Consider the following 24196-nt stretch of genomic DNA (forward strand, 5'->3'; position numbering starts at 1 on the left):
CCCGCCGTCCTCGCCCACCCGCTCCCGGACGGGCGCTGCGCCGTCCTGGAGCGCGACCGCGACGCGACCGCCGCGGGCCTCGACGCGCTCGGCGCGGGCGACGGCGAGGCGTGGCTGCGGCTCTGCCGCCTGTGGGACGAGATGGGAGAGGGCGTCCTGCGCGCCCTGCTCGGCGCTTTCCCGCCGGTGCGGGCCGCGCTGCCGCTGCTGGCGTCGGCGCGCCGGGCGGGCGGGCTCCGCGCCCTGCGCACTCTGCTGCTCCCCGTCCGCACGCTCGGGGAGCAGGAGTTCGCCGGACCCGGCGGCCCGCTGCTGCTCGCCGGGTCGACGCTGCACACCGACATGTTCCCCGAGTCGACCGGCGGGGCGCTGTTCGGCTGGCTCCTCGCCATGGCCGGGCAGCGGCACGGGTGGCCGGTCCCCGAGGGCGGCGCGGGCGAGCTGACGGCTGCGCTCGTGCGGCGGCTGGAGTCGCGCGGCGGGCGCGTCCGCTGCGACGCCCCGGTCGCCTCGGTCGTCGTGCGGGACGGGCGCGCGCTCGGCGTCCGCACCGCGTCCGGCGAACCGGTGCACGCCGCGAAAGCCGTCCTCGCCGACGTGTCGGCCCCCGCCCTCTACGGCGGCCTGGTCGGCTGGTCCGACCTGCCGGCCTCGCTGCGCGCCGACATGCGCCGCTTCGTCTGGGACCACGCGACCTTCAAGGTGGACTGGGCGCTCTCCGGGCCGATCCCGTGGGCGGCGGACGGCGCCGGGCGCGCCGGGACCGTCCACCTGTCCCCCGGTCTGGACGCGATGACCGACTACAGCGCGCAGCTCGCCACCGGGCGCGTCCCGTCCGAGCCCTTCGCGCTCCTCGGCCAGATGACGACCGCCGACCCCGCCCGCTCCCCCGCCGGAACCGAGTCGGTCTGGGCCTACACCCACGTCCCGCACCGGGTGAAGGCCGACGCAGGGCCGGACGGGATCACCGGCGTCTGGGACGGGCGCGAGCGCGCCGCCATGGCGCGCCGCCTCGAGGACGTCGTGGAACGCCTCGCCCCGGGCTTCCGCTCCCGCGTCCTCGACCGCCGCGTCACCGCGCCGCCCGCGTTCCAGGACCACGACGCCAACCTGCGCGGCGGCGCGCTCAACGGCGGCACCGCGATGCTCCACCAGCAACTGGTGTTCCGGCCCGTTCCCGGCCTCGGGCGCCCCGAGACCCCGGTCGCGGGCCTCTACCTGGCATCGGCCTCCGCGCACCCGGGCGGCGGCGTGCACGGCGCGTGCGGCGCCAACGCGGCCCGTGCCGCCCTGGCCCACGCCGGTCCGGCGGGGCGCCTGCTCACCCCGGCGCTCGGCGCGGTGTAGCGCCTCCTCGCCCCCTGACCGGGGGGAGGAGGCGCGGCAGGGCGGGGGTGTCAGGCGGCCGCGGCCTGCTCCGCCGAGAGCGGCTCCGCCACGTCCTCCAGGGAGCGCTGCGCGGCCTCGACGCCGATGGCCAGCTCCACCAGCCCGGCGGCGATCATCAGCCCGGCGCCCAGGTAGTAGCCGTTCACGACGTTCGCCACCTTCTCGGTCTCCACCAGGCGGCCGAACAGCGCCGGCCCGATCACGCCGCCGAGGCCCGTCCCGACCGCGTAGAACGCGGCGATCGCCATCGCCCGGGTCTCCATCGGGAAGATCTCGCTGACCGTGAGGTAGGCCGACGACGCGCCGGCGGAGGCGAAGAAGAACACCGCGCACCAGCAGGCCGTCAGCGTCCAGGCGTCGAGCAGGTCCGCGCGGAACAGCAGTCCTGTCCCGATCAGCAGCACGCCGGAGGCCACGTAGGACGCCGTGACCATCGTCCTTCGGCCGACCGTGTCGAACAGCTTGCCGAGGAAGAACGCGCCCAGGAAGTTGCCGATGCCGATCGGGATCAGGTAGTAGCCGACCTTGGCGTCGGGGACGTCGAAGAACGTGCTGAGCACGAGCGCGTAGGTGAAGTACACGGCGTTGTAGAGGAACGCCTGCCCGATGAAGAGGGAGAGGCCGAGGACCGTCCGGCGCGGGTAGCGGCGCACGGCCGTCGAGGCGATCTCCCCGAACGAGACGACGCGGCGCTGCCGGACCCGGATGCTTCGCCGAGGGTCCTCCAGCGGTTCGCCGGTCTCCTCGGTGATCTCCCGTTCGATGCCGCTCACCACGCGCTCGGCCTTGTCCTCCCGCCCGTGGATGAACAGCCAGCGCGGGCTCTCCGGGACCATGCGGCGGACGAACAGCACGCCGAGGCCGAGGAGGGCGCCGAGCGCGAACAGGGCCCGCCAGCCGAGGTCCTCGGGGACGAGGTCGCCGTTCAGCACCGGGATCGACAGCGCCGCCGCGATGGACGTCCCGATCCAGAACGAGCCGTTCACCACCACGTCCACCCGGCCCCGCACCCGTGCCGGGATCAGCTCGTCGATCGCCGAGTTGATGGCGGCGTACTCGCCGCCGATGCCGGCCCCCGTGAGGAACCGGCAGGCGTAGAACCACATCGGGTTGAACGAGAACGCGGTCGCGACCGTCGCCGTCAGGTACAGCGCCAGCGTGGCGATGAAGAGCTTCTTGCGCCCGAACCGGTCGGTCAGATGCCCGAAGAACAGGGCGCCCAGGCAGGCGCCGATCACGTAGATGGACGCGGCCAGCCCGACCTGCCCGTCGGTGAGCCCGAGTCCTCCGGAGGCGTCGGTGAGCCGCGGGCCGATGACGCCGACGACGGTCACCTCCAGGCCGTCCAGGATCCAGACCGCGCCGAGGCCGACCAGGACCGTCCAGTGCCAGCGTGACCACGGCAACCGGTCGAGCCGGGCCGGGATATCCGTTTCGATGGTTCGTTCCGCCGTCATCGACATGCATCCCTTGGTTCCCGATCTACGGCGTTTATGCCGCCTTTATGCCGTCGCCTGACCGGGAGGGTTCACCGACCGGGGGTTTCCCTGGGAGCCGGAACATGCGATTTTGGCAGGAACAAGGCCCGGCCAGCGGCCCCCGCCCCCGGCGGCCGCCGTCCCCCGGGTCCGAAACCGGCACCGGAGCGTGAGGCATGCGGATTCGCGACATCCTGCGGAGGAAGGGAGACGCGGTGGCCACGGTGCGGCCCGAGGCCACCGTGCGGGAGCTCCTCGCCGTCCTGGCGGAGCACAACATCGGGGCGGCGGTGGTCTCGTCAGACGGCGCCTCGATCGCCGGCATCGTGTCCGAGCGGGACGTGGTGCGGCGGCTACACGAGCACGGCGCGGCGCTGCTCGACCGCCCCGTCTCGGAGATCATGACCGCCGAGGTCCGCTCCTGCGGCCCCGGCGACCAGGTGGACGACCTCCGCCGCGCCATGACCGAGCACCGGTTCCGGCACGTGCCCGTCGTCGAGGACGGCCGGCTCGTCGGGATCGTCAGCATCGGCGACGTCGTCAAGAGCGCCATCGACGAGCTGGAGAGCGAGCGCGAGCACCTGGTCGACTACATCCAGCGCGCTCCCTGACGTCCGCCCGGCGCGGCGCCGGGCCCGGTCAGACGTAGGCGGGCAGCGGCCGGGCCGCCGGCGCCGCCTCGGCCTCGCGCTGGGCGAGGGCCAGCCGCCGCACCGCCAGGCGCAGCGTGTCCGGCGGCAGCACGTACGGAAGGCGCACGTAGTCCTCCAGCACGCCGTCCGCCCCGAACACCGGGCCCGCGACGACGCGGACGCCGAGCCGCTCGGACGCCTCGGCGAGCCGCGAGGCGATCGGCGCGCCGATCCTCGCCCACAGCGACATGCCCCCGTCCGGGAGCCGGAACTCCCAGCCCGGCAGCATCTCGCGCAGCGCCCCGGCGAGCGCGTCGCGGCCGCGCAGCAGGCTCGCGGCGCGCTCGGCGCGGACCTCCTCCACCCGCAGCAGCAGCTCCCGGACGATCAGCTGGTCCAGGACGGGGCTCGCCATGTCGAAGGGCTCGCGGGCCAGCACGAGGCGGCGGGCCAGCGGGGCGGTGGCGCGGATCCACCCGATCCGCAGCCCGCCCCACAGCAGCTTGGAGGCCGAGCCGATCGTGACGACCCGGCCGCCCGCGTCGAAGGAGGCCAGCGGTGGCTCGCGCGGCGCCTCGGGGTCGTGCGCGAGCTCGGCGAAGGTCTCGTCGGCGACGAGGAACGCGTCCGCGCGCCGCCCCGCGTCGACCATCCCGGCCCGGTCGCCCGCCCCCATCACGTACCCGGTCGGGTTCTGGAAGTCGGGGATCAGGTACGCCATCCGGACGGCGGCCTGCCGCATCGCGCCGGCGGCGAGCTCGACGTCCCAGCCCTCGTTGACGCCGACGGGGACGAGCCGGGCCCCGCGGCGGCGCAGCGCGCCGAGCGCGTGCGGGTAGGTGGGGCGCTCCACCATCACGGCGTCGCCCGGCTCCACCAGCAACTGGGTCAGCAGCGTGAAAGCGTGCTGCGCGCCGGTGGTGACGACGATCTGGTCGGCGCGGGTCGCGACGCCGCGCGCGGTGTAGCCGTCCGCGATGACCTGCCGCAGGCTCGCCAGCCCCGCGGGCTCGTAGCCGGGGCCCGAGCTGTAGCGGGGCAGCTCGTCGACGGCGGCGGCGACGGCCTCCTCGAAGATGGCGGGGGCGCCGGGGGTGGCGCAGCCGAGGTCGATGAACGACGGGTCGTCCGGTGCGGGGTGGGCCATGCCGTACCGGTGGCCGGCGGGGACGGCGCCGCCGTCGAGCACGCCGGGCGGCTCGGCCGACGACATGCGGACCGGCGGCAGCGCCGTCCAGCTTCCCGCGCCCTGCCTGCTCTGGACGTAGCCCTCGTCGCGGAGCCGGTCGTAGGCGGTCGTCACGGTGGTGCGGCTGACGCCGAGGGCGGCGGCCAGGTCGCGTTCGGCGGGCAGCCGCGTGCGCAGCGCGAGCCTGCCGTCCAGGACGAGGGCGCGCAACGACCGGGCCACCGCCGCGTAGACGGGGCGCTCCCCCGACACGTCTCCGAGCAGCCGGGCCAGGTGCGGGCCGCTCACATAGCGCGTGCTCATACGAGCCACTTTCCCACATTGGCTCTACCAACACCAGACCACTCCGGGGCAAGGTGGTCCGAAACGATGGCCGACAGTGGATGGGAAGCTCGAAATGGCCTTGATGGTGCGCCGCTTGGTGCAGCTCTACGTTGGATTGGCCTTGTACGGGCTCGGAATCGCCCTCCAGGTCTCGTCCGGCCTGGGCAACGACCCCTGGGACGTCTTCCACCAGGGGCTCTCACGGCGCTTCGGCCTGTCGATGGGCGCCTGGATCATCATCACGGGCGCGGTCGTGATGCTCGCGTGGATCCCGATGCGGCAGCGGCCCGGGATCGGGACCGTCAGCAACGTCGTCCTCATCGGCGTCTTCGCCGACCTGTTCCTGTGGCTGCTGCCCGCCCCCGACGCGCCCGCCGGACGCTGGGCCTTCCTGATCGCCGCCGTGCTCGTGGGCGGCTTCGCCACCGGCTGCTACATCGGCGCCGGCCTCGGCCCGGGCCCCCGGGACGGGCTGATGACCGGGCTCGCGGCGCGCGGCCACTCGATCCGGGTGGTCCGGACGGCGATCGAGCTGGCCGTGCTGGCCATCGGCTGGCTGCTCGGCGGCACCGTCGGTGTTGGAACGGTCCTCTACGCCGTGGCGATCGGGCCCCTCACGCACGTCCTGCTGCCCCGGCTGACCGTGGGGGCCCGCACGCCCGCACCGGCGCCCGAACCCGAGCCCGCCGGCGCCTGCTAGCGGCGGAACAGGCGGACCGCCTGCTCGGCGACGGCGGTGAGCAGGGGCGCGGCGCCCGCCTTCAGCTCCTCAAGAGTGCGGGGGCCGTCGGCGAGGCTGAACGCGGCGGTCAGGCCGATCGCGTGCAGCTCCTCCAGCGGGCCGGCGACGCCGCCGGCCAGGGCGACGCAGGGGACTCCGCGGTCCCGTGCGAGCGCCGCGACCGCGGACACCACCTTGCCGCCGGCGCTCTGCCCGTCCACCCGTCCCTCGCCCGTGACGACGAGGTCGGCGCCGTCGAGCGCGGCGGGCAGGCCGACGGCCTCGGCGACCAGGAGGGCGCCGCCGGACGGCTCGGCGCCGAGCAGGCCGACGAGCCCGCCGCAGGTGCCGCCGGCCGCACCGGCCCCGGGCAGGTCGTGCACGCGGGGGCCGCCGCGCGCGGCGACCGCGTCGGCGAAGACGGCGAGGGCGGCGTCGAGCTCGGCGACCTGGCCGGGGGACGCTCCCTTCTGCGGGCCGAACACGGCGGCGGCGCCGTCCGGCCCGACGAGCGGGTTGGTCACGTCGCAGGCCACCCGGAACCGGGTCGCGCGGACCTCGTCCGGCACCCCGGAGTCGTCGATCGACGCCAGCCGGGCGAGCGCGGCGCCGCCCGGCGGCAGCTCCCCGCCAGCGGCGTCCAGGAAGCGGACGCCGAGGGCGCGCAGCAGCCCGGCGCCGCCGTCGGTGCTGGCGCTGCCGCCGATGCAGACCAGCACGTCGCGGGCGCCGCGCCGCACCGCGTCGGCGATCAGCTCGCCGGTGCCGGCGGTGCCGGCGTTCATCGGGTCGGGCGGGACGTCCTCGACCAGCGGCAGCCCGGACGCCGCGGCCAGCTCCACCACCGCCGAGCGCCCGTCGCCCGACAGCGCGTAGCGCGCCTTGACCGGGCGCCCCACGGGGTCGGTGGCGGCGACCTCGACAGCGTCGCCGCCGCGGGCGCTGAGGAAGCAGTCGAGGGTGCCCTCACCTCCGTCGGCCATCGGCACGGCGGTGACCCGCGCGTCGGGCGCGGCGCGCAGGACGCCCGCCTCGACGGCGGCGCACACCTGGGCGGCGGACAGGCTGCCCTTGAACGAGTCGGGGGCGATGACGACCTTCATCAGCGCTCCGCCGCCAGGGTCGCGATCACGGAGGCGAACTCCTCGGGCAGGACGAGCGTGTCTCCCTCGTAGCGGGTCTCCAGGAGGGTCAGCTCGCCGGCGCGCCACCAGTACAGGTACGGGCTGAGCGAGCCGGGGCCCTCCTCGTAGGCGCGGTGCGCCTGCGCCTGGAGCTCCGTCGCCGCCGCCACGGCCTCGCGGTAGCGCGCCCTCGGGTGGCCTTCGGCGATCCGGAGCGGGTGGGCGACGATGAGGCTGCGGTTGGGCGCGATGACCAGCGCGCCGTACGGGCCGATCGGCAGGTACTCCTCCAGCCACGCCAGGTGCGTGACGGCGTAGAACGTCCAGCCGTGCAGGACGGAGACGCGGACGCCGCCGAGGTCCTGCTCGTCCATCTGGAGCGGGCCGTCGGCGCGGACGTTGGCGCGGCCGAGCATGAACAGCGCGTCGCCCGACACCGGCCAGCCGCCCATCTCCTCGGTGGTGACCGTCCGGACGGTGGTGGGCGTGTCGACCACCACCACCTCGATCAGGCCGGGCGCGAACGGCCGGGCCGCGAGCACCCCGTTGTCGGCCTCCGCGGGGTAGATGCGGGTGCGCAGCAGGTGCTGGGCGAGGTCGAAGTCGCTGAGGTCCAGCGGCTCCTCGATCGCCGTGACGATCGTGGTCACGTGGTCGGAGACCAGCGCGGGCCAGTCGTCGCGCGGCACCAGCCGCGCGAGCTGCCGCAGGTCGCGCAGGCTGACGTGCAGCCTGCTGGCGCCCTCCAGCAGCATGATCTCGCCCGGCACCCGGCTGCACCGGTAGCCGAGGCTCTCGGCCACGAGGACGAGCAGGGAGTCGAGGGTCCCGTCGTCCCATGGATCGGGACGGGCGTGGCGGCCGCTCATCGCGCACCTCCCGGGGGCGCTTCGAGGGTGAGCGCGCCGGTGTCCGGCACGGCGGGGTGCGGATGTGCGGGGTCGTGGCCCGGCGGAGCCGGGGCGTGCAGCGCGGCGGGGGCGCCGAGCTCCAGGGTGTGCTGGCGCGGCCCGTGCCCGGCGGAGAGGCCGGCGAGGATCGGGACGCCGAGCGGGCCGAGCCGGGCGGCGAACACCGCGTCGAGCTCGGCGGGGTCGCCGCAGTCCTTCCAGGAGCCGAGCGCGAACCCGGCGGCGCCGTCGAACCAGCCGGCCTGGAGGAGCTGGACGAGCATCCGGTCGATCCGGTACGGCGCCTCGGTCACGTCCTCCAGGAAGACGATGCGGCCCGCGGCGGGCGGCGGGGCGTACGGGGTGCCGAGCACGGCGGTCAGGAGCGAGAGGGTGCCGCCGGTCAGCGTGCCCTCCGCGCGCCCGGGCCACAGCGTGCGCGTGCCGGGCAGCACGACGGGCTCGGCGCCGCCGAACAGGGCGGTGCGCAGGGACTCCAGGGAGGCGTCCGGCGCCGCCGGGTCGAGATCGGCGATCACTCCCGCGGGCATGGGGCCGAAGGACGTCGTAATCCGCAGGCGCGTTCCAAAAGCGCCGTGCAGCGCGGTGATGTCGCTGGAGCCGTGCAGGATCTTCGGCCCGCCGCCGGAGGCGGCGGACGCCTCGGTCGCGGCGCGCAGGGCGTCCCAGTCGAGACGGTCGAGGACGCGGGTGGCGCCGTAGCCGCCCCGCGCGCAGACCACCGCGCGGACCCGCGGGTCGCACCAGGCGGCCTGCAGGTCGGCGGCGCGGTCGGCGTCGGTTCCGGCCAGCCGGTGCCAGTCGCCGCGCACCGGACCCGCCGGGCCCAGGTTGACACGGTCGAGGGCGTGCTTGCCGACCACGACGTCAAGGCCGAGGTCGCGCAGGACGGCGCAGCCCGCCTCCAGCCGGGCGGGTTCGGCGGGGCCGCTGGGCGCGACCACCGCGACGCGGTCGCCGGGCCGCAACCTCGCGTACCTGCGGGCCTTCCGCGCGTGCTCGGCACCGCCGGGCGTGCCGACGGCGGGCGCGTCCGGCGACCCGTGGGCCGCCACCGCGCGGGCGCCCCCGCTGTTCAACCCGATCCCTCCTCGCACCGCGACGGATAGAGCTTGTCAGGATCCGGACGCCAGTGGAAGGGGCGACCGGTCACGACCCGCCAACAGATCATCGCCCCGTGCCGAGCGCGAGGCCGGCCAGGCGCGGCAGCGCCTCGCCGATCGGCCGGCGCAGCACCGCGTCGGCCAGCCCATCGTACGGTGTCTCCTCCGCGTTGATGATCACCAGGCGGGCGCCGTGGTCGACCGCCTCCAGGCACAGCCCGGCGGCGGGCTGCACGGTGAGCGAGGTGCCGACGGCGAGGAACAGGTCGCAGGACCGCGCGGCGGTGATCGCCGCGTCGAGGACGTCCTGGTCCAGCGCCTGGCCGAAGGAGATCGTCGCGGACTTCTGGATGCCGCCGCACTCGGCGCAGAGCGGGTCGGCCTCGCCGGCCTCGACGCGCGCGATGATCTCCGGCATCGGGGTGCGCAGCCCGCAGGACAGGCACACGGCCTCGCGCGCGGTCCCGTGGATCTCGATGACGGCGCGCTCGGAGGATCCGGCGCGCTGGTGCAGGCCGTCGATGTTCTGGGTGATCAGGGCGCGGAGCCGTCCGGCCCGCTCCAGCTCGACCAGCGCGGCGTGCGCGGCGTTCGGCTCGGCCTCCCAGACGGGGGCGTCGCGCCGGGCCCGCCAGGCGCGGCGCCGCACCTCGGGATCGGCGAGGTAGGAGCCGATCGTGGACATCGCCTCCGCCGACGGGTCGCGCGTCCAGACGCCGTTCGGACCGCGGAAGTCGGGGATCCCGCTGTCGGTGGAGATGCCGGCGCCGGTGAGCACCGTGATCGCCTCGGCCTCCGGCAGGAGGCGGGCCAGCGTGCTGGGAGCGTCCACCGCACCATGGTAGGACCAGCGCCGCACCGCCCGTCCCGGTGACGGGACGGCCCGCTCCGGTTAACGGATGGGTATCGGGCGGGTCCTTACGGAGGGTCACGGACCGACCGGCCCTCAAAAGGTGACAAACTTGGCCCGGTTATGAGGTCGACGCCGCACATCCTGGTGATCAACGGCACCAAGGTCCGCCGCCCGGTGTTCTTCCTGGGCGCGCCGCATTCGGGTGCGGAGCTGCTGGCGCGCGCGGTCAAGCGCTCCCCCGGCTTCCACCTGACCACCGGCCGGCCGGACGTCCTGCGCGTCACCTACGCCTTCGCCCGCCAGCCCTCGATCGCCGAGCGCGGGGAGGGCGCCGCCCGCGTCCTGCGGGACGCGTACGCGCAGGCGTGGCAGGTGTCGGCGCGGGCCTGCGGGGAGTGCCCGGACGAGTGCCGCGAGATGGGCGGGCTGCCGCCGCGCCCGCCCGGCGGGCCGGACGGGCCGCCCCCCGCCGCCGAGCCGCCCGGCCCGTGCGTGGAGGCGCAGGGCCTCGCCCGGTACGCCGACGCCTCCCCCGACCTGATCTACAGCGCCGACGTGCTGCTGGACGCCTTCCCCGACGCCCAGCTCGTCCAGGTGATCCGGGACGGCCGGGACGTGGTGGCCGACATGCTGGCCGACGAGCGCTGCCTGGCCTGGTTCAAGCCGGGCCTGGCCAACCTCGACACGGTGTTCCCCAACCCCTTCTTCGGCGTCGAGGACCACACGGACCGGAGCCGGTGGCCGCGCGCGGCGGCCGCCGTGAAGTGCGCCATGCGGTGGCGGGGGTCGGTGCGGCTGAGCGCGAAGCTCCGCCTCCAGGTCCCCGAGGAGCAGCTGGCCACGGTCCGCTACGAGGAGCTGGTGGCCCGGCCGCGTCGCGTCGGCGCCGACCTGGCGGAGTACCTGGACGCGCCGCTGTCGAAGTCGGCCCTGTCGGGGCTGGTGCGGGCCGGGTCGCGGGACGCCGCCGAACCGGGCGTCGGGGTGTGGCGCGAGCGCCTCACCCCGCGGCAGGCAGCGCAGGTCGAGAAGGTCGCGGGCACCGAGCTGCGGCGGCTCGGCTACCCGCTCGGCTCCGAGGCCTGAGCGGCCGCTACTCGGCCCCCAGCGGCTCGGCCCGCCGCTCCCCCTCGGGGCCCTGGTCGCGCTGGTGCGAGAACTGCGTGCGGTAGAGCTCGGCGTACAGGCCGCCCTCCAGCAGCAGCTCCTCGTGCCGGCCGCGCTCGGCGACCCGTCCGCCGTCGACCACCAGGATCTGGTCGGCCTCCCGGATCGTGGACAGCCGGTGCGCGATCACCAGCGACGTCCGGCCCGCGAGGGCGGTGCGCAGGGCCCGCTGGACGGCCGCCTCGGACTCGGAGTCCAGGTGCGCGGTCGCCTCGTCCAGGACGACCACCGCCGGGGCCTTCAGCAGCAGCCGGGCGATCGCGAGCCGCTGCTTCTCCCCGCCCGACAGCCGGTAGCCGCGGTCGCCGACGACGGTGTCCAGGCCCTCGGGCATCTCGGCGACGAGGCCGCCGATGTGCGCGGCCTCCAGCGCGGCGAGGATCTCCTCGTCGGAGGCGTCCGGGCGGGCGTAGCGCATGTTCTCGCGGATCGAGTCGTGGAACAGGTGCGCGTCCTGGCTGACGACGCCGATCTCGGCGCGCAGCGACTCGAGCGTGACGTCGCGGACGTCGACGCCGCCGATCCGGACCGCGCCGGCGGACACGTCGTACAGCCGCGACACCAGGTGCGTGATCGTCGACTTGCCCGCGCCGGACGGCCCGACGAGCGCGACCAGCTGCCCCGGCGCGGCGGTGAAGTCGACGTCGTGCAGCACCTCGCGGCCGGGCGCGGTGTCGGTGCGGGCGATCGACTCCAGCGAGGCGAGCGAGACCTCGTCCGCCGACGGGTAGGCGAACCGGACGTGGTCGAACTCGATCGACGGCGCCTTCGACGGCGCCGGGCCCGAGCCGTTGCCGGACGGCGCGCGGGCCTCGGCCAGCTCCCGGGCGCCGTCGCGGTCGCGGACCAGCGGCTTCAGGTCGAGCACCTCGAACACGCGGTCGAAGCTGACGAGCGCGGTCATCACGTCCACGTGCACGTTGGACAGCGCGGTCAGCGGCCCGTACATCCGGGTCAGCAGGGTGGCGAGCGCGACGAGCGTGCCGAGCTGGAAGGTGCCGTCCACCACCAGGTAGCCGCCGACGCCGTAGACCATGGCGGTGGCCAGCGCGGCGACCAGGGTCAGCGCGGTGAAGAAGACCCGCCCGTACATGGCGGCGACGACGCCGACGTCGCGGACGCGGGCGGCGCGGCCGGAGAAGTTCCGCTCCTCCTCGGCCGGACGGCCGTAGAGCTTGGCGAGCATGGCCCCGGCGACGTTGAACCGCTCGGTCATCAGCGAGCCCATCTCGGCGTCCAGCACCATCTGCTCGCGGCTGACCCGCTGCAGCCGCCTGCCGACCCACTTGGCCGGCAGGATGAAGATCGGGAGCAGCAGGAGCGCGATCACCGTGACCTGCCAGGACAGGATGAGCATCGTCACCAGCACCAGGACCAGGCTGATCACGTTGGACACCACCGAGGACAGGGTGGTGGTGAGGGCGCGCTGCGCGCCGATGACGTCGTTGTTGAGGCGGCTGACGAGCGAGCCCGTCTGCGCCCGCATGAAGAACGCGACGGGCTGGCGCTGGACGTGCGCGAAGACCTGGCTGCGCAGGTCGTAGATGAGCCCCTCGCCGATGCGCGCCGAGTACCAGCGCTGCGCGAGGCCGAGCACGGCCTCCACCAGGGCGAGCCCGGCGACGGCGGCGGCGAGCCAGAGCACGATGTCCGACCGGCCCGGCACGATGCCTCGGTCGATGATCCCCTTGAGCAGCAGCGGGTTGGCGACGACGATCAGCGCGGCCAGCGAGTTCAGCGTGAGGAAGACCACCAGCTCGCGGACGTAGGGCCGGGCGTAGCCCGCGATCCGCCCCACGGTGCCGGGCGCCAGCTTCTGCCGGGTGACGGAGCTGTCCTTGCGGAAGGACGCCATCACCTGCCAGCCGTTGCCCGACATTCCCGGCATTCCCACGAGCGCCTCCGGTAGAGCGTCGACGTAATCAAGTAAGCATCTCAGTATCCGGCGTGGACAACGCGCCCCCGCCCGCCCGTCTTCCCGGCTCCGCTCACGGCGTAACACGCCTCTGGACAAGCCGCTCCCGGGGTGTAACCGTGATCTCCACTTCCCGGCTCACACCCCCCAGGAGCCCCGATGAGACGACGCCTCACCGGCGGCGCCGGCGTGATCACCCTCACCGCCGCGCTCGCCGCCGCCCCCGCGCTGCCCGCCGCGGCGGCCGGACCCACCAGGTCCGCGCCCCGGCCACCGGGCGCCCACCAGGTCACGGTGCGGAACGGGGAGACGCAGCCCGTGTTCTCCCGCGCCGACGCCGTCACCCAGACCGTGAACATCGAGACCACGGCCGACAGCGACCGCGACGGCGTGCGGGACCGCGTGCAACTGCGGATCATGCGTCCCAGGGAGACCGACACCGCCGGCCTCAAGGTCCCGACGATCCTCGAGCCGAGCCCGTACTGGGCCGGGATCAACGACGTCCCGAACCACCCCGTCGACATCGGCGACGCCGGGGCCCGCTCGCTCACCACCACGCGGCGCGACCTGGCCGAGGTCTTCCCCGGCTACTACGACAACTACTTCCTGCCGCGCGGCTACGCCGTCGCCGACCTGGACAGCATCGGGACGGGCGGCTCGACCGGCTGCCCGACCTCCGGGGACCGCAGCGAGCAGGCGGGCGCGAAGGCCGCCGTGGACTGGCTCAACGGGCGGGCCCGGGGCTGGGCGCCGGACGGCGCGCCGGTGAAGGCGACCTGGTCCACCGGGAACGTCGGCATGATCGGCCAGTCCTACAACGGGACGCTGCCGAACATGGCCGCCGCCACCGGCGTCGAGGGCCTGAAGGCCATCGTCCCGATCGCGGGCATCTCCAGCTGGTACGACTACTACCGCGCGGGCGGCGGCGTGGTCGCGCCCGGCGGCTACCAGGGCGAGGACCTGGACGTCCTGGCCAAGGCCGTGCTGACCCGCAGGGACCCCGAGGTCTGCGCCAAGATCATCGAGGACATCGAGGCGGCCCAGGACCGCGAGACCGGCGACTACTCCGAGGTGTGGGCCGAGCGCGACTACGTCGGGCAGGCGCGGAGGGTGCGGGCCGCCGTCATGGTCGTGCACGGGCTCAACGACTGGAACGTCAAGCTCAAGCACTTCGTGCAGTGGTGGAACGCGCTGAAGGAAGCGGGCGTGCCGCGCAAGCTGTGGCTCCACCAGGGCAACCACTCCACGCCGTTCCGCTGGCGGGTCGAGGAGTGGCTGCGCCAGACGCTGCACTGGTTCGACCGCTACCTGTACGGCGTCCGCAACGGGATCGAGCACGAGCCGCGCGTCGACGTCCAGCACGCGGACGGGACGTGGGAGACGGCGAAGGACTGGCCCGTCCCCGGCACCCGCACCGTCCCGGTCAGCCTCAACGCGGGCCCGTCCGGGCAGCCGGGCGCCCTCGGCCTCAGGCCCCGGCCCGGCCCGGCGCAGTCGTTCACGGACGCGGGCAAGACCCGGACGGCCGAGCAGCTCCTCGCGAACGAGGACCGGCCCGACCCGAACCGGCTCGCCTACCTGACCGGGCCGCTGACGCGGCCCGTCCGGGTGGACGGCATCCCCTCGGTCTCGCTGCGGGCCTCGCTCGACGGCCGCTCGCCGTACCTGACGGCGCTGCTGGTCGACTACGGCACTGACACCCGGCCCACGGGCGCGCGCGTCAGCACCGGCGAGGAGGTCTGCTACGGCCAGAGCGTGCCGGGCGACTCCGGCTGCACGGTCCGGCAGGCGCTGCACACCGAGACCGCCCCCTACAAGATCATCACGCGGGGGTGGCTGGACGCGCGGAACCGGCACGACTTCGGCCGGACCGAGCCGATCGAGGCCGGGCGGACCTACGCCTTCCGATGGAACCTCGAACCGACCGACTACACGGTGAAGGCCGGCCACCGGCTCGGCGTGATCCTTCTGTCCACCGACTACGACTACACGCTCCGCTACCCGGCGGGGACGAAGGTCGAAGTGCGGCCGGGCGTCAGCAGGGTGCTGCTGCCGCTGGCGCCGGGCGGCCGGGAGTCGCTCCGGTAGCGCGGCGCGGCGGGCCGGGGGGCGAGGGGCGACTCTCCCCTGGCCCGCCCGCTCACGAGCCGAAGACCTCGCGGAGGCGGCCGATCTGCTCGCGGCGCTCGGCGGCGCACTGCTCTTCGAGGGTGTTCTCCGCGGCCTGCCACAGCAGCCGCTTGGTGGCCGCGGCCGCGCCCGGGTTCACCGCGAGCAGGGCGGCCGCCAGATCGCGGACGGCGCCGTCCAGGCCGTCGCGCGGGACGACGGTCTCGGCGAGGCCGATCCGGGCCGCCTCGTCGGCGAGGACCGTCCGGGCGGTGAGGCACAGCTCCAGCGCCCGCCCGATCCCCACGATCTCGACCAGCGGCTTGGTGCCGGTCAGGTCCGGGACGAGCCCGAGCGCGGGCTCCTTCATGCAGAACTTCGCGTCCTCGGCGACCACGCGGATGTCGCAGGCCAGCGCGAGCTGGAAGCCGGCGCCGATGGCGTGGCCGTGCACCGCCGCGACGGAGACGATGTCGGGGCGCCGCAGCCAGGTGTAGCCCTCCTGCAGCTCGGCGATGAAGCGGTCGGTTCCCTCGGAGTCGGCGCCGTCGGTGAACCCCTCGCCGCCTCCCCCGCCGGAGAACATGCCGAGGTCGATGCCCGCCGAGAACGAGGGGCCCTCGCCCCGCAGGACGACGACGCGCACGTCCGCGGGCAGGGAGCGCCCGATCGCGGCGAGCCCGCGCCAGGTCGCGAACGTCATGGCGTTGCGCCGCTCGGGCCGGTTCAGGGTGACGGTCGCGACCGCGCCGTCCACGTCCAGCCGCAGGCCCGCCTCGTCGAGGCCGGGCGGGGCGTGCTCCGCCGTCTCCGGCGCCGTGGCCGTTTCCGGCCTGCCGGCCGTGGTCGCGTCCCCCATGGGTCTTCCTTCCGATGAGCGTTCGGGTCCCGTCCCGCCGTCCACGGGGCGGGACCCGCATCCTGTCCGTCGCCGCGACCGAACCTTACTCGGTCGGTCGCGGCGCCGGGTCAGGCGGTGCGCTCATCCGGGGGCCGGTGTCCGGTCAGGACTTCTTGCCCCGGGTCGCGCCACCGCGACCGCGCAGGTTGACGCCGGACTCGGTCAGAATCCGGTGGATGAAACCGTACGAGCGGCCGGTGGCGGCTGCCAGGGCGCGGATGCTCTCGCCGGAGTCGTACCTCTTCTTCAGGTCCGCCGCCAGCTTGTCGCGCTCGGCACCGGTCACGCGGGTGCCCTTCTTCAGGGTCTCGGCCACGAGTACCTCCCGTAGTGATGTGGTGACCGCTGCGTTATCCCCCGCCATGATCAGTCATTCCCGCCGGTTCGGCTACCCACTCGGCCAGAAAAGATCTGCGGAAGTCACTCCGCAGGTCACGCGAGGGCCACCAGATCGGCAAACTCGTCACTCCAGATGTCTTCCACACCATCTGGCAGCAAAATCACTCTTTCCGGTGCGAGCGCCTCCACCGCGCCCTCGTCGTGGGTCACCAGGACGATCGCTCCGGCGAACGTCCGCAGCGCGGCGAGGATCTCCTCGCGGCTCGCCGGGTCGAGGTTGTTGGTGGGCTCGTCCAGCAGCAGCACGTTGGCGCTGGAGACCACGAGCATCGCCAGTGCCAGCCGGGTCTTCTCGCCGCCGGACAGCACCCCGGCGGGCTTGTCGACGTCGTCGCCGGAGAACAGGAACGACCCGAGGATCTTGCGGACCTCGACCGGCGCCATGCCGGGCGCGGCGGACTGCATGTTCTCCAGGACGGACCGCTCGACCTCCAGCGTCTCGTGCTCCTGCGCGTAGTAGCCGATCCGCAGCCCGTGACCGGCCACGACCGTCCCGGTGTCGGCCTTGTCGACCCCGGCCAGCAGGCGCAGGAGGGTGGTCTTCCCGGCGCCGTTCAGCCCCAGGATGACGACCCGGCTGCCGCGGTCGATGGCCAGGTCGACGTCGGTGAATATCTCCAAAGATCCGTACGATTTCGACAAACCCTCCGCGGTGAGGGGGGTTTTGCCGCAGGGAGCCGGGTCCGGGAAGCGAATTTTGGCCACCTTGTCGGCCTGCCGCTCGCCCTCGACGCCCGCGAGCAGCTGCCGCGCCCGCCGGTCCATCTGCTGGGCCGCCTTGGCCTTGGTGGCCTTGGCCCGCATCTTGTCGGCCTGCGACAGCAGCGTCGACGCCTGCCGCTGCGCGTTCGCCGACTCGCGCTTGCGGCGCCGCTCGTCGGTCTCGCGCTGGTCGAGGTACTTCTTCCAGCCGACGTTGTAGATGTCGATCACGCTGCGGTTGGCGTCCAGGTGGAACACCCGGTTGACCACCGCGTCCAGCAGCTCCACGTCGTGGCTGATGACGACCAGGCCGCCCTGGTGGCCCTTGAGGAAGTCGCGCAGCCAGACGATCGAGTCGGCGTCCAGGTGGTTGGTGGGCTCGTCCAGCAGCAGCGTGTCGGCGCCGGAGAACAGGATCCGGGCCAGCTCGACGCGCCGCCGCTGGCCGCCCGACAGCGTGCCGAGCGGCTGGGTCAGCACCCGGTCCGGCAGCCCGAGGCTGGAGGCGATCGAGGCGGCCTCGGCCTCCGCGCTGTAGCCGCCGAGGACGTGCAGCCGCTCCTCCAGCCGCCCGTACCGGCGGACGGCCTTGTCGCGCCCGGCTCCGGTCGCGGTCGCCATCGCCTCCTCGGCGGCGCGCAGCTCGCGGATCACCTCGTCCAGCCCGCGGGCCGACAGGATCCGGTCGCGGGCCAGCTCGTCGAGGTCGACGCCGCGGGGGTCCTGCGGCAGGTAGCCGATGGTCCCGGAGGAGGTCACGGCGCCCTGGGCGGGCAGCGCCTCCCCCGCCAGCACCTTGGTGAGGGTGGTCTTGCCGGCGCCGTTGCGGCCGACGAAGCCGACCCGGTCGCCGGGGTTGACCCGGAAGCTGGCGGCCTCGATCAGCAGCCGGGCCCCGGCGCGCAGCTCGATGTCTTTCGCGATGATCACAGTGACAGGGCTCCCCTGACGGACGGCTCGGTGGACAGGCACGAAGAAGCGCGCCGCGCGGTCCTGTGACCGGGGCGCGCTGGGCGGCCTGTCAGTTCGGGAGCGGAACCATTCGCCCAGTGTACGTGAAGCCGGGCCGTTCCCGGCCATCGCGGAGCGCGCCCGGACGCTCGATGTGTAGACGCCGAGGGTGCGGCCAGGATGGGAAGTGGCGGCGCGTGCGACGGGACGACACCGGGGCCTCGGTCCCCAGCACGGAGGAGTGTGAGGCAGATGACCCACGTCACGGGCAACGCGCCGGAAGGGACGCCCAACTGGCTGGACCTCGGCGTCCCCGATCTCGACAGGGCCAAGACGTTCTACGGGACCCTGCTGGGCTGGCAGTTCCAGGACGCCGGGCCGGAGGCGGGCCACTACAACATGTGCAACCTGCGCGGCGAGCCCGTCGCCGGGATGATGCAGAACCCCGAGGGCGAGCCCGACGTGTTCTGGTGGAGCGTCTACTTCGCCGCGGACGACTGCGACGCGCTGGTCAAGCGCGCCACCGACGGGGGCGGGGAGGTCGTGGTCGCGCCCATGGACGTGATGGACCTCGGCCGCATGGCCGTCCTGCGCGACCCGCAGGGCGCGCACTTCGGCCTGTGGCAGGGCCGCTCCCACTTCGGCTCGCGGATCGTCAACGTCCCGGGCTCGTTCGTCTGGAACGAGCTCGTCACGCGCGACTCGGCCGCGGCCGGCGAGTTCTACAAGGCGGTGTTCGGCTACGAACTGGAGCCGATGCCGGGCGACATGGACTACACCGTCCTGAAGCGGGCGGGCGACGGGCGGTACATCGGCGGCGTTCTCGGCGGATCCGAGATCGTCCTCGGCGGCGGCGACCGCCCCGCGTCGTCCTGGACGACGTACTTCGCGGTCGACGACGCCGACGAGGCGGTGCGCAGGGTCCGCGCGGGCGGCGGCACCGTCGACTCCGAGCCGCAGGACACCCCGTACGGGCGGTCGGCGGACGTCCGCGACCCCTTCGGGGTCCCGTTCCACGTGATGAGGCCGGCGCAGGAGCCGCAGTCCTGATCGGGCGGGCCGGGGGCCGGACGCGCTCCGTCCGGCCCCCGGCCGCGGTCAGCCCTGGCGCTCGGAGGCGAGCCGCTGCGTGATCGTGTGCTGGAGGCGCTGGAGGCCGGACGTGCCGACCAGCCCGATCTGGCCTTCGAGGTCGCGCAGCAGGACGTCCTCGTTCATCACGACCTCCGACGACTGCATCATCACGGTGCCCTGGCCGGTGAAGTCGAACTGGTGCTCCTCGCCGGACGAGCCGCCGATGCCGAAGACCATCCGGGCGGCGCCGAACGCGCCCCGCATGTAGGAGTGGTCGTAGTGGTGGCAGGGCGACGGGCAGTCGGCCCAGCCGAGCAGCGCCTGCGGGTCGACGCGGATCGGCGGCTCGACGAAGTGCACGGGCCCGTTGGAGGCGGCGACGAACCGCCCCGTGCCGATCAGGGTCAGGAACCCGGGGATGATCGACTGCTTCAGCTCCAGGCCCGGCTCGAAGGCGAGCAGGTTCCCCGCCCGGACGGTGAGGTTGCCCTTCTCCAGGTCGAAGGAGTTGACGTCGAACCCGCGGTCGGCGAGGACGAGCTTGCCCTGGCCCTGCGCGACGATCCAGTCCTGCGCGTACAGCGGGGAGTTAAAGGTGTGCGCGACGAGGGAGTCCAGCGGGCCGGCCGACAGCGCCTCGAACCTGATCTGCCCGTAGTAGGCGATCATCTTGCCCTTCTGCGCGAACCACTGCCCGTTGAGGTCGACGCTGAAGGCGTAGGGGTTGACGTTGTCGTTGGACGGCAGGGTCGTGGGGTTCCAGGTCCGCGTCCCGAACGTGCTCACGGTCAGATCTTCCTCTCGCTGGCCTGGACGTAGACGACGCCGGAGCCGCTCAGCTCCAGTTGGAAGCCCTCGCCGGAGCCGCGCCCGATCAGGTCGCGCAGCCCCACCGCCGTGGTGAGCTTGTTCTGCACCTGGCCGCGGTGGGCCACGTACGCCTGCGGGTCGACGTGGACCGGGCGCTGCGGGGTGATCGGCAGCTCCATCACGCCGCCGTGCGACAGCAGCGCGCACGCGCCGTGCCCGGTGAGCGTCGTGGTGAACAGGCCCTGCCCGGTGACCGCGCCGCGCACGATGCCGCGCACGCCGCCCTGCTCGCCCATGAACATGGTTCCGACCTGCAGGGTCGTGTCGTGCACCAGCAGCCGGTCGGCCTCGGCGTACAGGGTGTCGGCGCCGTTCAGCTCGACGACGGACACGTGCAGCCCGCCGTGGCCGAACATGACGCTGCCCTGGCCGGTGACGTGCATCATCGCGCTGTGCTCGCCGGCGACGGCGCGCCCGAGCGCGCCGCCGATGCCCTGCCCCGCCGTGGCGGTCGGGGCGAACGACACCGCGCCGGTGTAGGCCAGCATGGCGCCGCGCTTGCTGTAGACCTCCTGCCCCGGTCCGATCCGGACCTGGAGCATCTTGGAGTTGATCGACTCGTAGCCGGGCATCAGATCTCCAGAATCCCGCCGCGCTCGGCCGGCTGGACGTAGACCAGCCCGTGCCCCTGGTACCGGAACTGCACGCTCTCCCCCGATCCCTGGCCGATCACCGTCCGCCAGTTGACGTCGGTGACCACGTCCTGCTGGAGCTGCCCGTGGTGGCAGACGTAGGCGTGCGGGTCGACGCACAGCGGCGTCTGCGGCGTCACCTCCAGCGCGATGGCCGGCCCCTGCGACAGGACCGCCACCGTCCCGTGCCCGTCGACCTTGGTGGTGGCGAGGCCCTGGCCGGTGCCCATCCCCCGCAGCCCCACGAACTGCACGCCCGTGTTCAGGCTCCCGTCGAGCGCCAGAAGGCTCTCCGACTCCACGAAAAGGGTGTCGCCCGTGAGCTGGACGAGCGTCACCTCCGTCGCCTCGCTCGCCAGGTAGACCGTCCCCTGCCCCGTGATCTCCATGAGGGTCATGCCCTCGCCGGCGATCCTGCGCTTGAGGGCGCCGCGCAGGCCCTCGCCGCCCGTCATGCCCTGCCGCTTGAACGCCATCTGGCCCTCGTAGGCCACCATCGAGCCGTTCAGCGCGCGGATCGTCTCGCCGCCGAGGTCGACGGCGAGCATCTTCGAGCCGTTCATTCGAAATTGCGCCACGAAGCGAGAAGATACCGCCCGGCGCGTTGCCGGTCCGCCCGGTGCGCCGATCGGCAAGGATGAGCACATGTGGATCGCTCCCGAACGCCGCAGTCTCAGCCGGTGGGCAGTCCCAGGGCTCGTCCTGGGCGCCGGTGTGGTGGTCGGGGCCGTGCTGGCCGCCGACGGGCGGTCCGGCACGGCCCTCATCGCGCTGGCCGCGCTGGCCGGGTACGCGGCGTACCTCGCCTACCGGCGCAACGAGCCGGCGCTGCCGCTCAGTGAGGGGTTCGGGTCCGGCACCCGGGCCCGCGCCCACCTGCGGGCCGCCGCCATGACGGGCGACGTGCTGACCGTCGCGGTCGTCGGCGGCCTCGTGGTGCAGGCCCTGCGCGGCGCCGACATCACCGCCTACGTGTGGCTGGCGGCCGTCGCCGGCGTGACGTACCTGCTGTCGGCGGTCGCCAGCGGCCGCGGGCTGTGACCGGCGGCCGCGGGCGGTGACCGGTGGCCGCCCGGCCGGGTGAGCTGCGGGAATAGTGGGTTAACTTCTCCTGACAAAAGCGGTTTCGCCGGTCGCCGGGCGGCATGATGCGCCTGTGTCCGCCTCCGACACCCTCGATGCGCTCGTCCCGGCCCGGGCCGTGTTCCACCCCGTGGTCGACCTCGGCACGGGCGCCGTCGTCGCCGTCGAGGCGCACGCCGCCCCGGCCGGCGAGTCCGGCCGGCCCGGCGGCCCTGTGCGGCCCGACCCCGCGTCCGGGGACGTGCGGCGCGCGGTCGACGCCGCGCGCGCGGCCGCCGAGCTGCGCACGCCGCTGCCGCTGCAGATCGGGCTGCGCGCCGAGACCCTCGCGAGCGGCGCGGACCTGCTGGGCGGGCTGCACCGCGGCCTCGGCGAGACCGGGCGGCGCCCGCAGGAGATCATCCTGTGCGTCGGCGGGGGCTTCGCGCCCGCCCGGCGCCCGGCCGTCGCCGCCGCGCTGTCGGCGCTGCGCCGCGCCGGATACCTCGTCGGGCTGTCCGGCCTCGGCTCCGCGCACACCCCGCTCGACCTGCTGGTCGACGGCGCCTCCTACCTGCTCAAGCTCGATCCCGGGCTGGCCCGGACGGCGGCCGCCGACCCGCGCCGCGCGGCGCTCGTGGCGAGCCTCGTCGAGCTCGCGCACCGGCTGGAGACCCATGTGCTCGCGCCCGGCATGACGACGCCCGACCAGGTGATGCACCTGCGGGAGGCCGGCGTCCGGCTCGTCCAGGGTCCGGCCCTCGCGCCGCCGGACTGGCGCCCGGGAATGCCGGTGAGCATCCCGGTCACGGGCGGGCACGAGCCGCCCGCCCGGCCCGGCGCCGGGCTCGGGCCGCGGGTGTCAGAGTTCACCCTCCCCGCGGTGACGCTGCCGCTGACGGCGACCGCCGGCGAGGTGCTCACCGTGCTCAACGCCGAGACCGGCGCCACCAGCGTCGTCCTGGTGGACGAGCGGCAGCGGCCGAGCTTCACCGTGGACCGGACGCGCTTCCTGCTCCAGCTGTCGGGCGCCTACGGGCACGCCCTGCACGCGCGCCGGCCCGCCGCGCGGCTCGCCGACCCGCCGCGGCCGGTCCCGCGCACCGTCCCGGCGATCGCCGCGCTGCGGGCCGCCGGCGCCGAGGACGAGCGCGTCTACGACGACCTGGTCGTGGTGGACGAGGTCGGCCGCTGCCTCGGCATCGTCCGGGTGGCCGACCTGATCCGGGCCATGTCGCGCTGAGACCGCCGCTGAGGGCCTAGACCGTCCCGGATGATCCATTATGTGGATCAAGGCCGGAGAATCCCGTGACGGCCGTCTCCTGGGCGAGGATGGCCGCCTGGACCCGGCTGCCGAGCCCGAGCTTGGCGAGGATCCGGCTCACGTGCGTCTTGGTGGTCGTCTCGGCCATGGCGAGCCGGGCCGCGATCTGCCCGTTCGACAGGCCCTCACCGAGGCAGGCGAACACCTCGCGCTCGCGCGGCGTCAGCTCCGCCAGCCCCGGCGCCTCCGCCGGGGCCGCCGGCCGGGCCGCGAAGGCGCCGATCAGCCGGCGGGTGACCCGGGGAGCGATGATCCCCTCGCCCGCGGCGACCGTCCGGACGGCCTCCACCAGCCTGTCGGCGTCGACGTCCTTGAGCAGGAACCCGGCGGCGCCCGCCCGCAGCGCCCCGAACACGTACTCGTCCATGTCGAAGGTCGTCAGCACCAGGACGTCGGTGAACGCGGAGATCCGCCGGGTGGCGGCGATGCCGTCCAGGCGGGGCATGCGGACGTCCATGAGCACCACGTCGGGCCGCAGCTCGCCGGCCAGCTCCACCGCCCGCACCCCGTCGGCGGCCTCGCCGACCACCCGCACGTCCGGCGCGGCGCCGAGGATCAGCACCAGCCCCGCCCGCACCGCCGCCTGGTCGTCGGCGACCAGCACCTCGATCGCACCGTCCCGCGCCGTGCTCACGCCGCCCCGCCCAGCGAGTCGACGGGCAGCGCGTCGACGGGCAGTTCGGCGTGCACCCGCCACCGGCCGCCGTCCGGCCCGGCGGCGAACCTCCCGGCGAGCATCACGGCGCGCTCGCGCATCCCCACCAGGCCGCTGCCGGTGCCGGGCAGCCGGGAGCCGTCCCGGCCGAGCGGGCTCACCACGTCGATCACCACGTGCCCGCCCGCGTACTCCACCCGCACGTCGGCGCGTCCCGCCCCGGCGTGCTTCAGCGCGTTCGTCAGCGCCTCCTGGACGATCCGGTAGGCGGCCAGCTCGACCGCCGCCGGCAGCTCCGGCCGCTCCCCGGCGACCTCCAGCCGCGCCGAGAGGTCGGACCGCGCGGTGTGCCGGACGAGCCGGTCCAGCTCCGCCAGCCGCGGCCGTGCCGCCGGGTCCGCGCCGTCGCCCTCGCGCAGCAGCCCGATCATCCGCCGCATCTCGGCGAGGCCCTGCACGCTGTTCTCCCGGATGACCTCCATCGCCCGGTTCACCGCCTCCCGGTCCATGCCCGGCACCTTCAGCACGGCCGAGGAGTGCAGCGCGACCGCGCTCAGGTGGTTGGCGATCACGTCGTGCAGCTCGCGGGCCATCCGGGCGCGCTCGGCGGCCACGGCGGCCCGCCGGTCCATCTCGGCCAGCCGCGCCACCTGCTCGGCGCGCTCCCGCTCGGCCTCCGAACGCGCCCGCTCGGCCTCGGCGCGGGCCCGG

General features: G+C 74.4%; 23 protein-coding genes. 8 read left to right on the forward strand and 15 right to left on the reverse strand.

Annotation, left to right across the window (positions count from 1 at the left end; genetic code table 11):
• On the forward strand, positions 1-1347 hold a 1347-nt coding region (locus tag AB0K37_RS27545; RefSeq protein ID WP_363985916.1), incomplete at its 5' end, for an NAD(P)/FAD-dependent oxidoreductase.
• A 50-nt stretch (positions 1348-1397) separates the two neighbouring features.
• On the opposite strand, the gene AB0K37_RS27550 is transcribed toward AB0K37_RS27545, so the two are convergent.
• Positions 1398-2846, reverse strand: coding sequence for an MFS transporter (locus AB0K37_RS27550; RefSeq protein ID WP_363985918.1), 1449 nt, complete (start codon positions 2844-2846; stop codon positions 1398-1400).
• 197 nt (positions 2847-3043) lie between these two features.
• Here AB0K37_RS27550 and AB0K37_RS27555 point away from each other — a divergent pair, with 197 nt between their 5' ends.
• Positions 3044-3478, forward strand: a complete 435-nt coding sequence (locus AB0K37_RS27555; RefSeq protein ID WP_363985920.1) for a CBS domain-containing protein — start codon at positions 3044-3046, stop codon at positions 3476-3478.
• Positions 3479-3506: 28 nt separating this feature from the next.
• On the opposite strand, the gene AB0K37_RS27560 is transcribed toward AB0K37_RS27555, so the two are convergent.
• Positions 3507-4991 carry a PLP-dependent aminotransferase family protein gene (locus AB0K37_RS27560; protein ID WP_363985922.1) on the reverse strand — a complete coding sequence of 495 codons (1485 nt, stop codon included), beginning with the start codon at positions 4989-4991 and terminating at the stop codon, positions 3507-3509.
• Between the two features lie 94 nt (positions 4992-5085).
• On the opposite strand from AB0K37_RS27560, the gene AB0K37_RS27565 reads away from it, so the two are divergent.
• The gene (locus tag AB0K37_RS27565; protein ID WP_363985924.1) at positions 5086-5712 is read left to right on the forward strand and encodes a hypothetical protein; all 627 of its coding nucleotides are present in this window, start codon (positions 5086-5088) and stop codon (positions 5710-5712) included.
• Here the strand turns inward: AB0K37_RS27565 and AB0K37_RS27570 are convergent.
• From AB0K37_RS27570 to AB0K37_RS27585, 4 genes are all read right to left on the reverse strand, one after another.
• Entirely contained in the window at positions 5709-6836 is a 1128-nt protein-coding gene (locus tag AB0K37_RS27570) for a glycerate kinase (protein ID WP_363985926.1), read from the reverse strand. The two genes, AB0K37_RS27565 and AB0K37_RS27570, sit on opposite strands and share 4 nt — an antisense overlap.
• On the reverse strand, positions 6836-7726 hold the full coding sequence (locus AB0K37_RS27575; protein WP_363985928.1) for a hypothetical protein: 891 nt from the start codon (positions 7724-7726) through the stop codon (positions 6836-6838). The genes AB0K37_RS27570 and AB0K37_RS27575 overlap by 1 nt, the downstream gene beginning before the upstream one ends.
• On the reverse strand, positions 7723-8847 hold the full coding sequence (locus AB0K37_RS27580; RefSeq protein ID WP_363985930.1) for an LD-carboxypeptidase: 1125 nt from the start codon (positions 8845-8847) through the stop codon (positions 7723-7725). Before AB0K37_RS27580 ends, AB0K37_RS27575 begins: the two co-directional genes overlap by 4 nt.
• A gap of 88 nt (positions 8848-8935) precedes the next feature.
• Positions 8936-9703 (reverse strand): Sir2 family NAD-dependent protein deacetylase, encoded by a 768-nt coding sequence (locus tag AB0K37_RS27585; RefSeq protein ID WP_363985932.1) that lies wholly within the window; start codon positions 9701-9703, stop codon positions 8936-8938.
• 141 nt (positions 9704-9844) lie between these two features.
• Here AB0K37_RS27585 and AB0K37_RS27590 point away from each other — a divergent pair, with 141 nt between their 5' ends.
• Complete coding sequence (locus tag AB0K37_RS27590; RefSeq protein WP_363985934.1) at positions 9845-10810, forward strand: sulfotransferase; 966 nt, start codon at positions 9845-9847, stop codon at positions 10808-10810.
• A gap of 7 nt (positions 10811-10817) precedes the next feature.
• On the opposite strand, the gene AB0K37_RS27595 is transcribed toward AB0K37_RS27590, so the two are convergent.
• Entirely contained in the window at positions 10818-12770 is a 1953-nt protein-coding gene (locus AB0K37_RS27595; protein ID WP_363985946.1) for an ABC transporter ATP-binding protein, read from the reverse strand.
• A 195-nt stretch (positions 12771-12965) separates the two neighbouring features.
• Between AB0K37_RS27595 and AB0K37_RS27600 the strand changes: the two genes are divergently transcribed.
• Positions 12966-14894: a Xaa-Pro dipeptidyl-peptidase gene (locus AB0K37_RS27600; protein ID WP_363985936.1), complete on the forward strand. Its 1929-nt coding sequence runs from the start codon at positions 12966-12968 to the stop codon at positions 14892-14894.
• A 52-nt stretch (positions 14895-14946) separates the two neighbouring features.
• On the opposite strand, the gene AB0K37_RS27605 is transcribed toward AB0K37_RS27600, so the two are convergent.
• The 3 genes from AB0K37_RS27605 to AB0K37_RS27615 form a co-directional block, all read right to left on the reverse strand.
• Complete coding sequence (locus tag AB0K37_RS27605; protein WP_363985938.1) at positions 14947-15774, reverse strand: enoyl-CoA hydratase/isomerase family protein; 828 nt, start codon at positions 15772-15774, stop codon at positions 14947-14949.
• Positions 15775-15919: 145 nt separating this feature from the next.
• The gene (locus AB0K37_RS27610) at positions 15920-16132 is read right to left on the reverse strand and encodes a helix-turn-helix domain-containing protein (protein WP_021596738.1); all 213 of its coding nucleotides are present in this window, start codon (positions 16130-16132) and stop codon (positions 15920-15922) included.
• 116 nt (positions 16133-16248) lie between these two features.
• Complete coding sequence (locus AB0K37_RS27615) at positions 16249-17847, reverse strand: ABC-F family ATP-binding cassette domain-containing protein (protein ID WP_185024763.1); 1599 nt, start codon at positions 17845-17847, stop codon at positions 16249-16251.
• Positions 17848-18120: 273 nt separating this feature from the next.
• Between AB0K37_RS27615 and AB0K37_RS27620 the strand changes: the two genes are divergently transcribed.
• Positions 18121-18918, forward strand: coding sequence for a VOC family protein (locus AB0K37_RS27620; RefSeq protein WP_363985939.1), 798 nt, complete (start codon positions 18121-18123; stop codon positions 18916-18918).
• A 48-nt stretch (positions 18919-18966) separates the two neighbouring features.
• Here AB0K37_RS27620 and AB0K37_RS27625 read toward each other — a convergent pair whose 3' ends face one another.
• From AB0K37_RS27625 to AB0K37_RS27635, 3 genes are read right to left on the reverse strand one after another with little or no spacing between them, the layout of a single operon-like run.
• Positions 18967-19728 (reverse strand): AIM24 family protein, encoded by a 762-nt coding sequence (locus AB0K37_RS27625; RefSeq protein WP_353834052.1) that lies wholly within the window; start codon positions 19726-19728, stop codon positions 18967-18969.
• Positions 19729-19730: 2 nt separating this feature from the next.
• Positions 19731-20384: an AIM24 family protein gene (locus AB0K37_RS27630; protein ID WP_363985940.1), complete on the reverse strand. Its 654-nt coding sequence runs from the start codon at positions 20382-20384 to the stop codon at positions 19731-19733.
• Positions 20384-21022 (reverse strand): AIM24 family protein, encoded by a 639-nt coding sequence (locus AB0K37_RS27635; protein WP_363985941.1) that lies wholly within the window; start codon positions 21020-21022, stop codon positions 20384-20386. Before AB0K37_RS27635 ends, AB0K37_RS27630 begins: the two co-directional genes overlap by 1 nt.
• Positions 21023-21089: 67 nt before the next feature.
• Here AB0K37_RS27635 and AB0K37_RS27640 point away from each other — a divergent pair, with 67 nt between their 5' ends.
• The gene (locus AB0K37_RS27640; protein ID WP_363985942.1) at positions 21090-21485 is read left to right on the forward strand and encodes an ABC transporter permease; all 396 of its coding nucleotides are present in this window, start codon (positions 21090-21092) and stop codon (positions 21483-21485) included.
• 115 nt (positions 21486-21600) lie between these two features.
• A complete protein-coding gene (locus AB0K37_RS27645; RefSeq protein WP_363985943.1) occupies positions 21601-22749 on the forward strand; it encodes an EAL domain-containing protein in 1149 nt (382 codons plus the stop codon).
• Positions 22750-22765: 16 nt separating this feature from the next.
• On the opposite strand, the gene AB0K37_RS27650 is transcribed toward AB0K37_RS27645, so the two are convergent.
• Positions 22766-23464, reverse strand: coding sequence for a response regulator transcription factor (locus tag AB0K37_RS27650; protein ID WP_363985944.1), 699 nt, complete (start codon positions 23462-23464; stop codon positions 22766-22768).
• The coding region (locus AB0K37_RS27655; RefSeq protein WP_363985945.1) for a histidine kinase at positions 23461-24196 on the reverse strand (736 nt) is incomplete at its 5' end. The genes AB0K37_RS27650 and AB0K37_RS27655, both read right to left, overlap by 4 nt.

The organism is Actinomadura sp. NPDC049753 (assembly GCF_040674655.1).
Taxonomy (GTDB): Bacteria; Actinomycetota; Actinomycetes; order Streptosporangiales; family Streptosporangiaceae; genus Spirillospora; species Spirillospora verrucosospora.

Coding starts and splice junctions, on each gene's coding strand:
- AB0K37_RS27550 (WP_363985918.1), bottom strand. CDS start 2,846: ATGACGGCGGAACGAACCATCGAAACGGATATCCCGGCCCGGCTCGAC.
- AB0K37_RS27555 (WP_363985920.1), top strand. CDS start 3,044: ATGCGGATTCGCGACATCCTGCGGAGGAAGGGAGACGCGGTGGCCACG.
- AB0K37_RS27560 (WP_363985922.1), bottom strand. CDS start 4,991: ATGAGCACGCGCTATGTGAGCGGCCCGCACCTGGCCCGGCTGCTCGGA.
- AB0K37_RS27565 (WP_363985924.1), top strand. CDS start 5,086: ATGGCCTTGATGGTGCGCCGCTTGGTGCAGCTCTACGTTGGATTGGCC.
- AB0K37_RS27570 (WP_363985926.1), bottom strand. CDS start 6,836: ATGAAGGTCGTCATCGCCCCCGACTCGTTCAAGGGCAGCCTGTCCGCC.
- AB0K37_RS27575 (WP_363985928.1), bottom strand. CDS start 7,726: ATGAGCGGCCGCCACGCCCGTCCCGATCCATGGGACGACGGGACCCTC.
- AB0K37_RS27590 (WP_363985934.1), top strand. CDS start 9,845: ATGAGGTCGACGCCGCACATCCTGGTGATCAACGGCACCAAGGTCCGC.
- AB0K37_RS27595 (WP_363985946.1), bottom strand. CDS start 12,770: ATGTCGGGCAACGGCTGGCAGGTGATGGCGTCCTTCCGCAAGGACAGC.
- AB0K37_RS27600 (WP_363985936.1), top strand. CDS start 12,966: ATGAGACGACGCCTCACCGGCGGCGCCGGCGTGATCACCCTCACCGCC.
- AB0K37_RS27605 (WP_363985938.1), bottom strand. CDS start 15,774: ATGGGGGACGCGACCACGGCCGGCAGGCCGGAAACGGCCACGGCGCCG.
- AB0K37_RS27620 (WP_363985939.1), top strand. CDS start 18,121: ATGACCCACGTCACGGGCAACGCGCCGGAAGGGACGCCCAACTGGCTG.
- AB0K37_RS27630 (WP_363985940.1), bottom strand. CDS start 20,384: ATGCCCGGCTACGAGTCGATCAACTCCAAGATGCTCCAGGTCCGGATC.
- AB0K37_RS27640 (WP_363985942.1), top strand. CDS start 21,090: ATGTGGATCGCTCCCGAACGCCGCAGTCTCAGCCGGTGGGCAGTCCCA.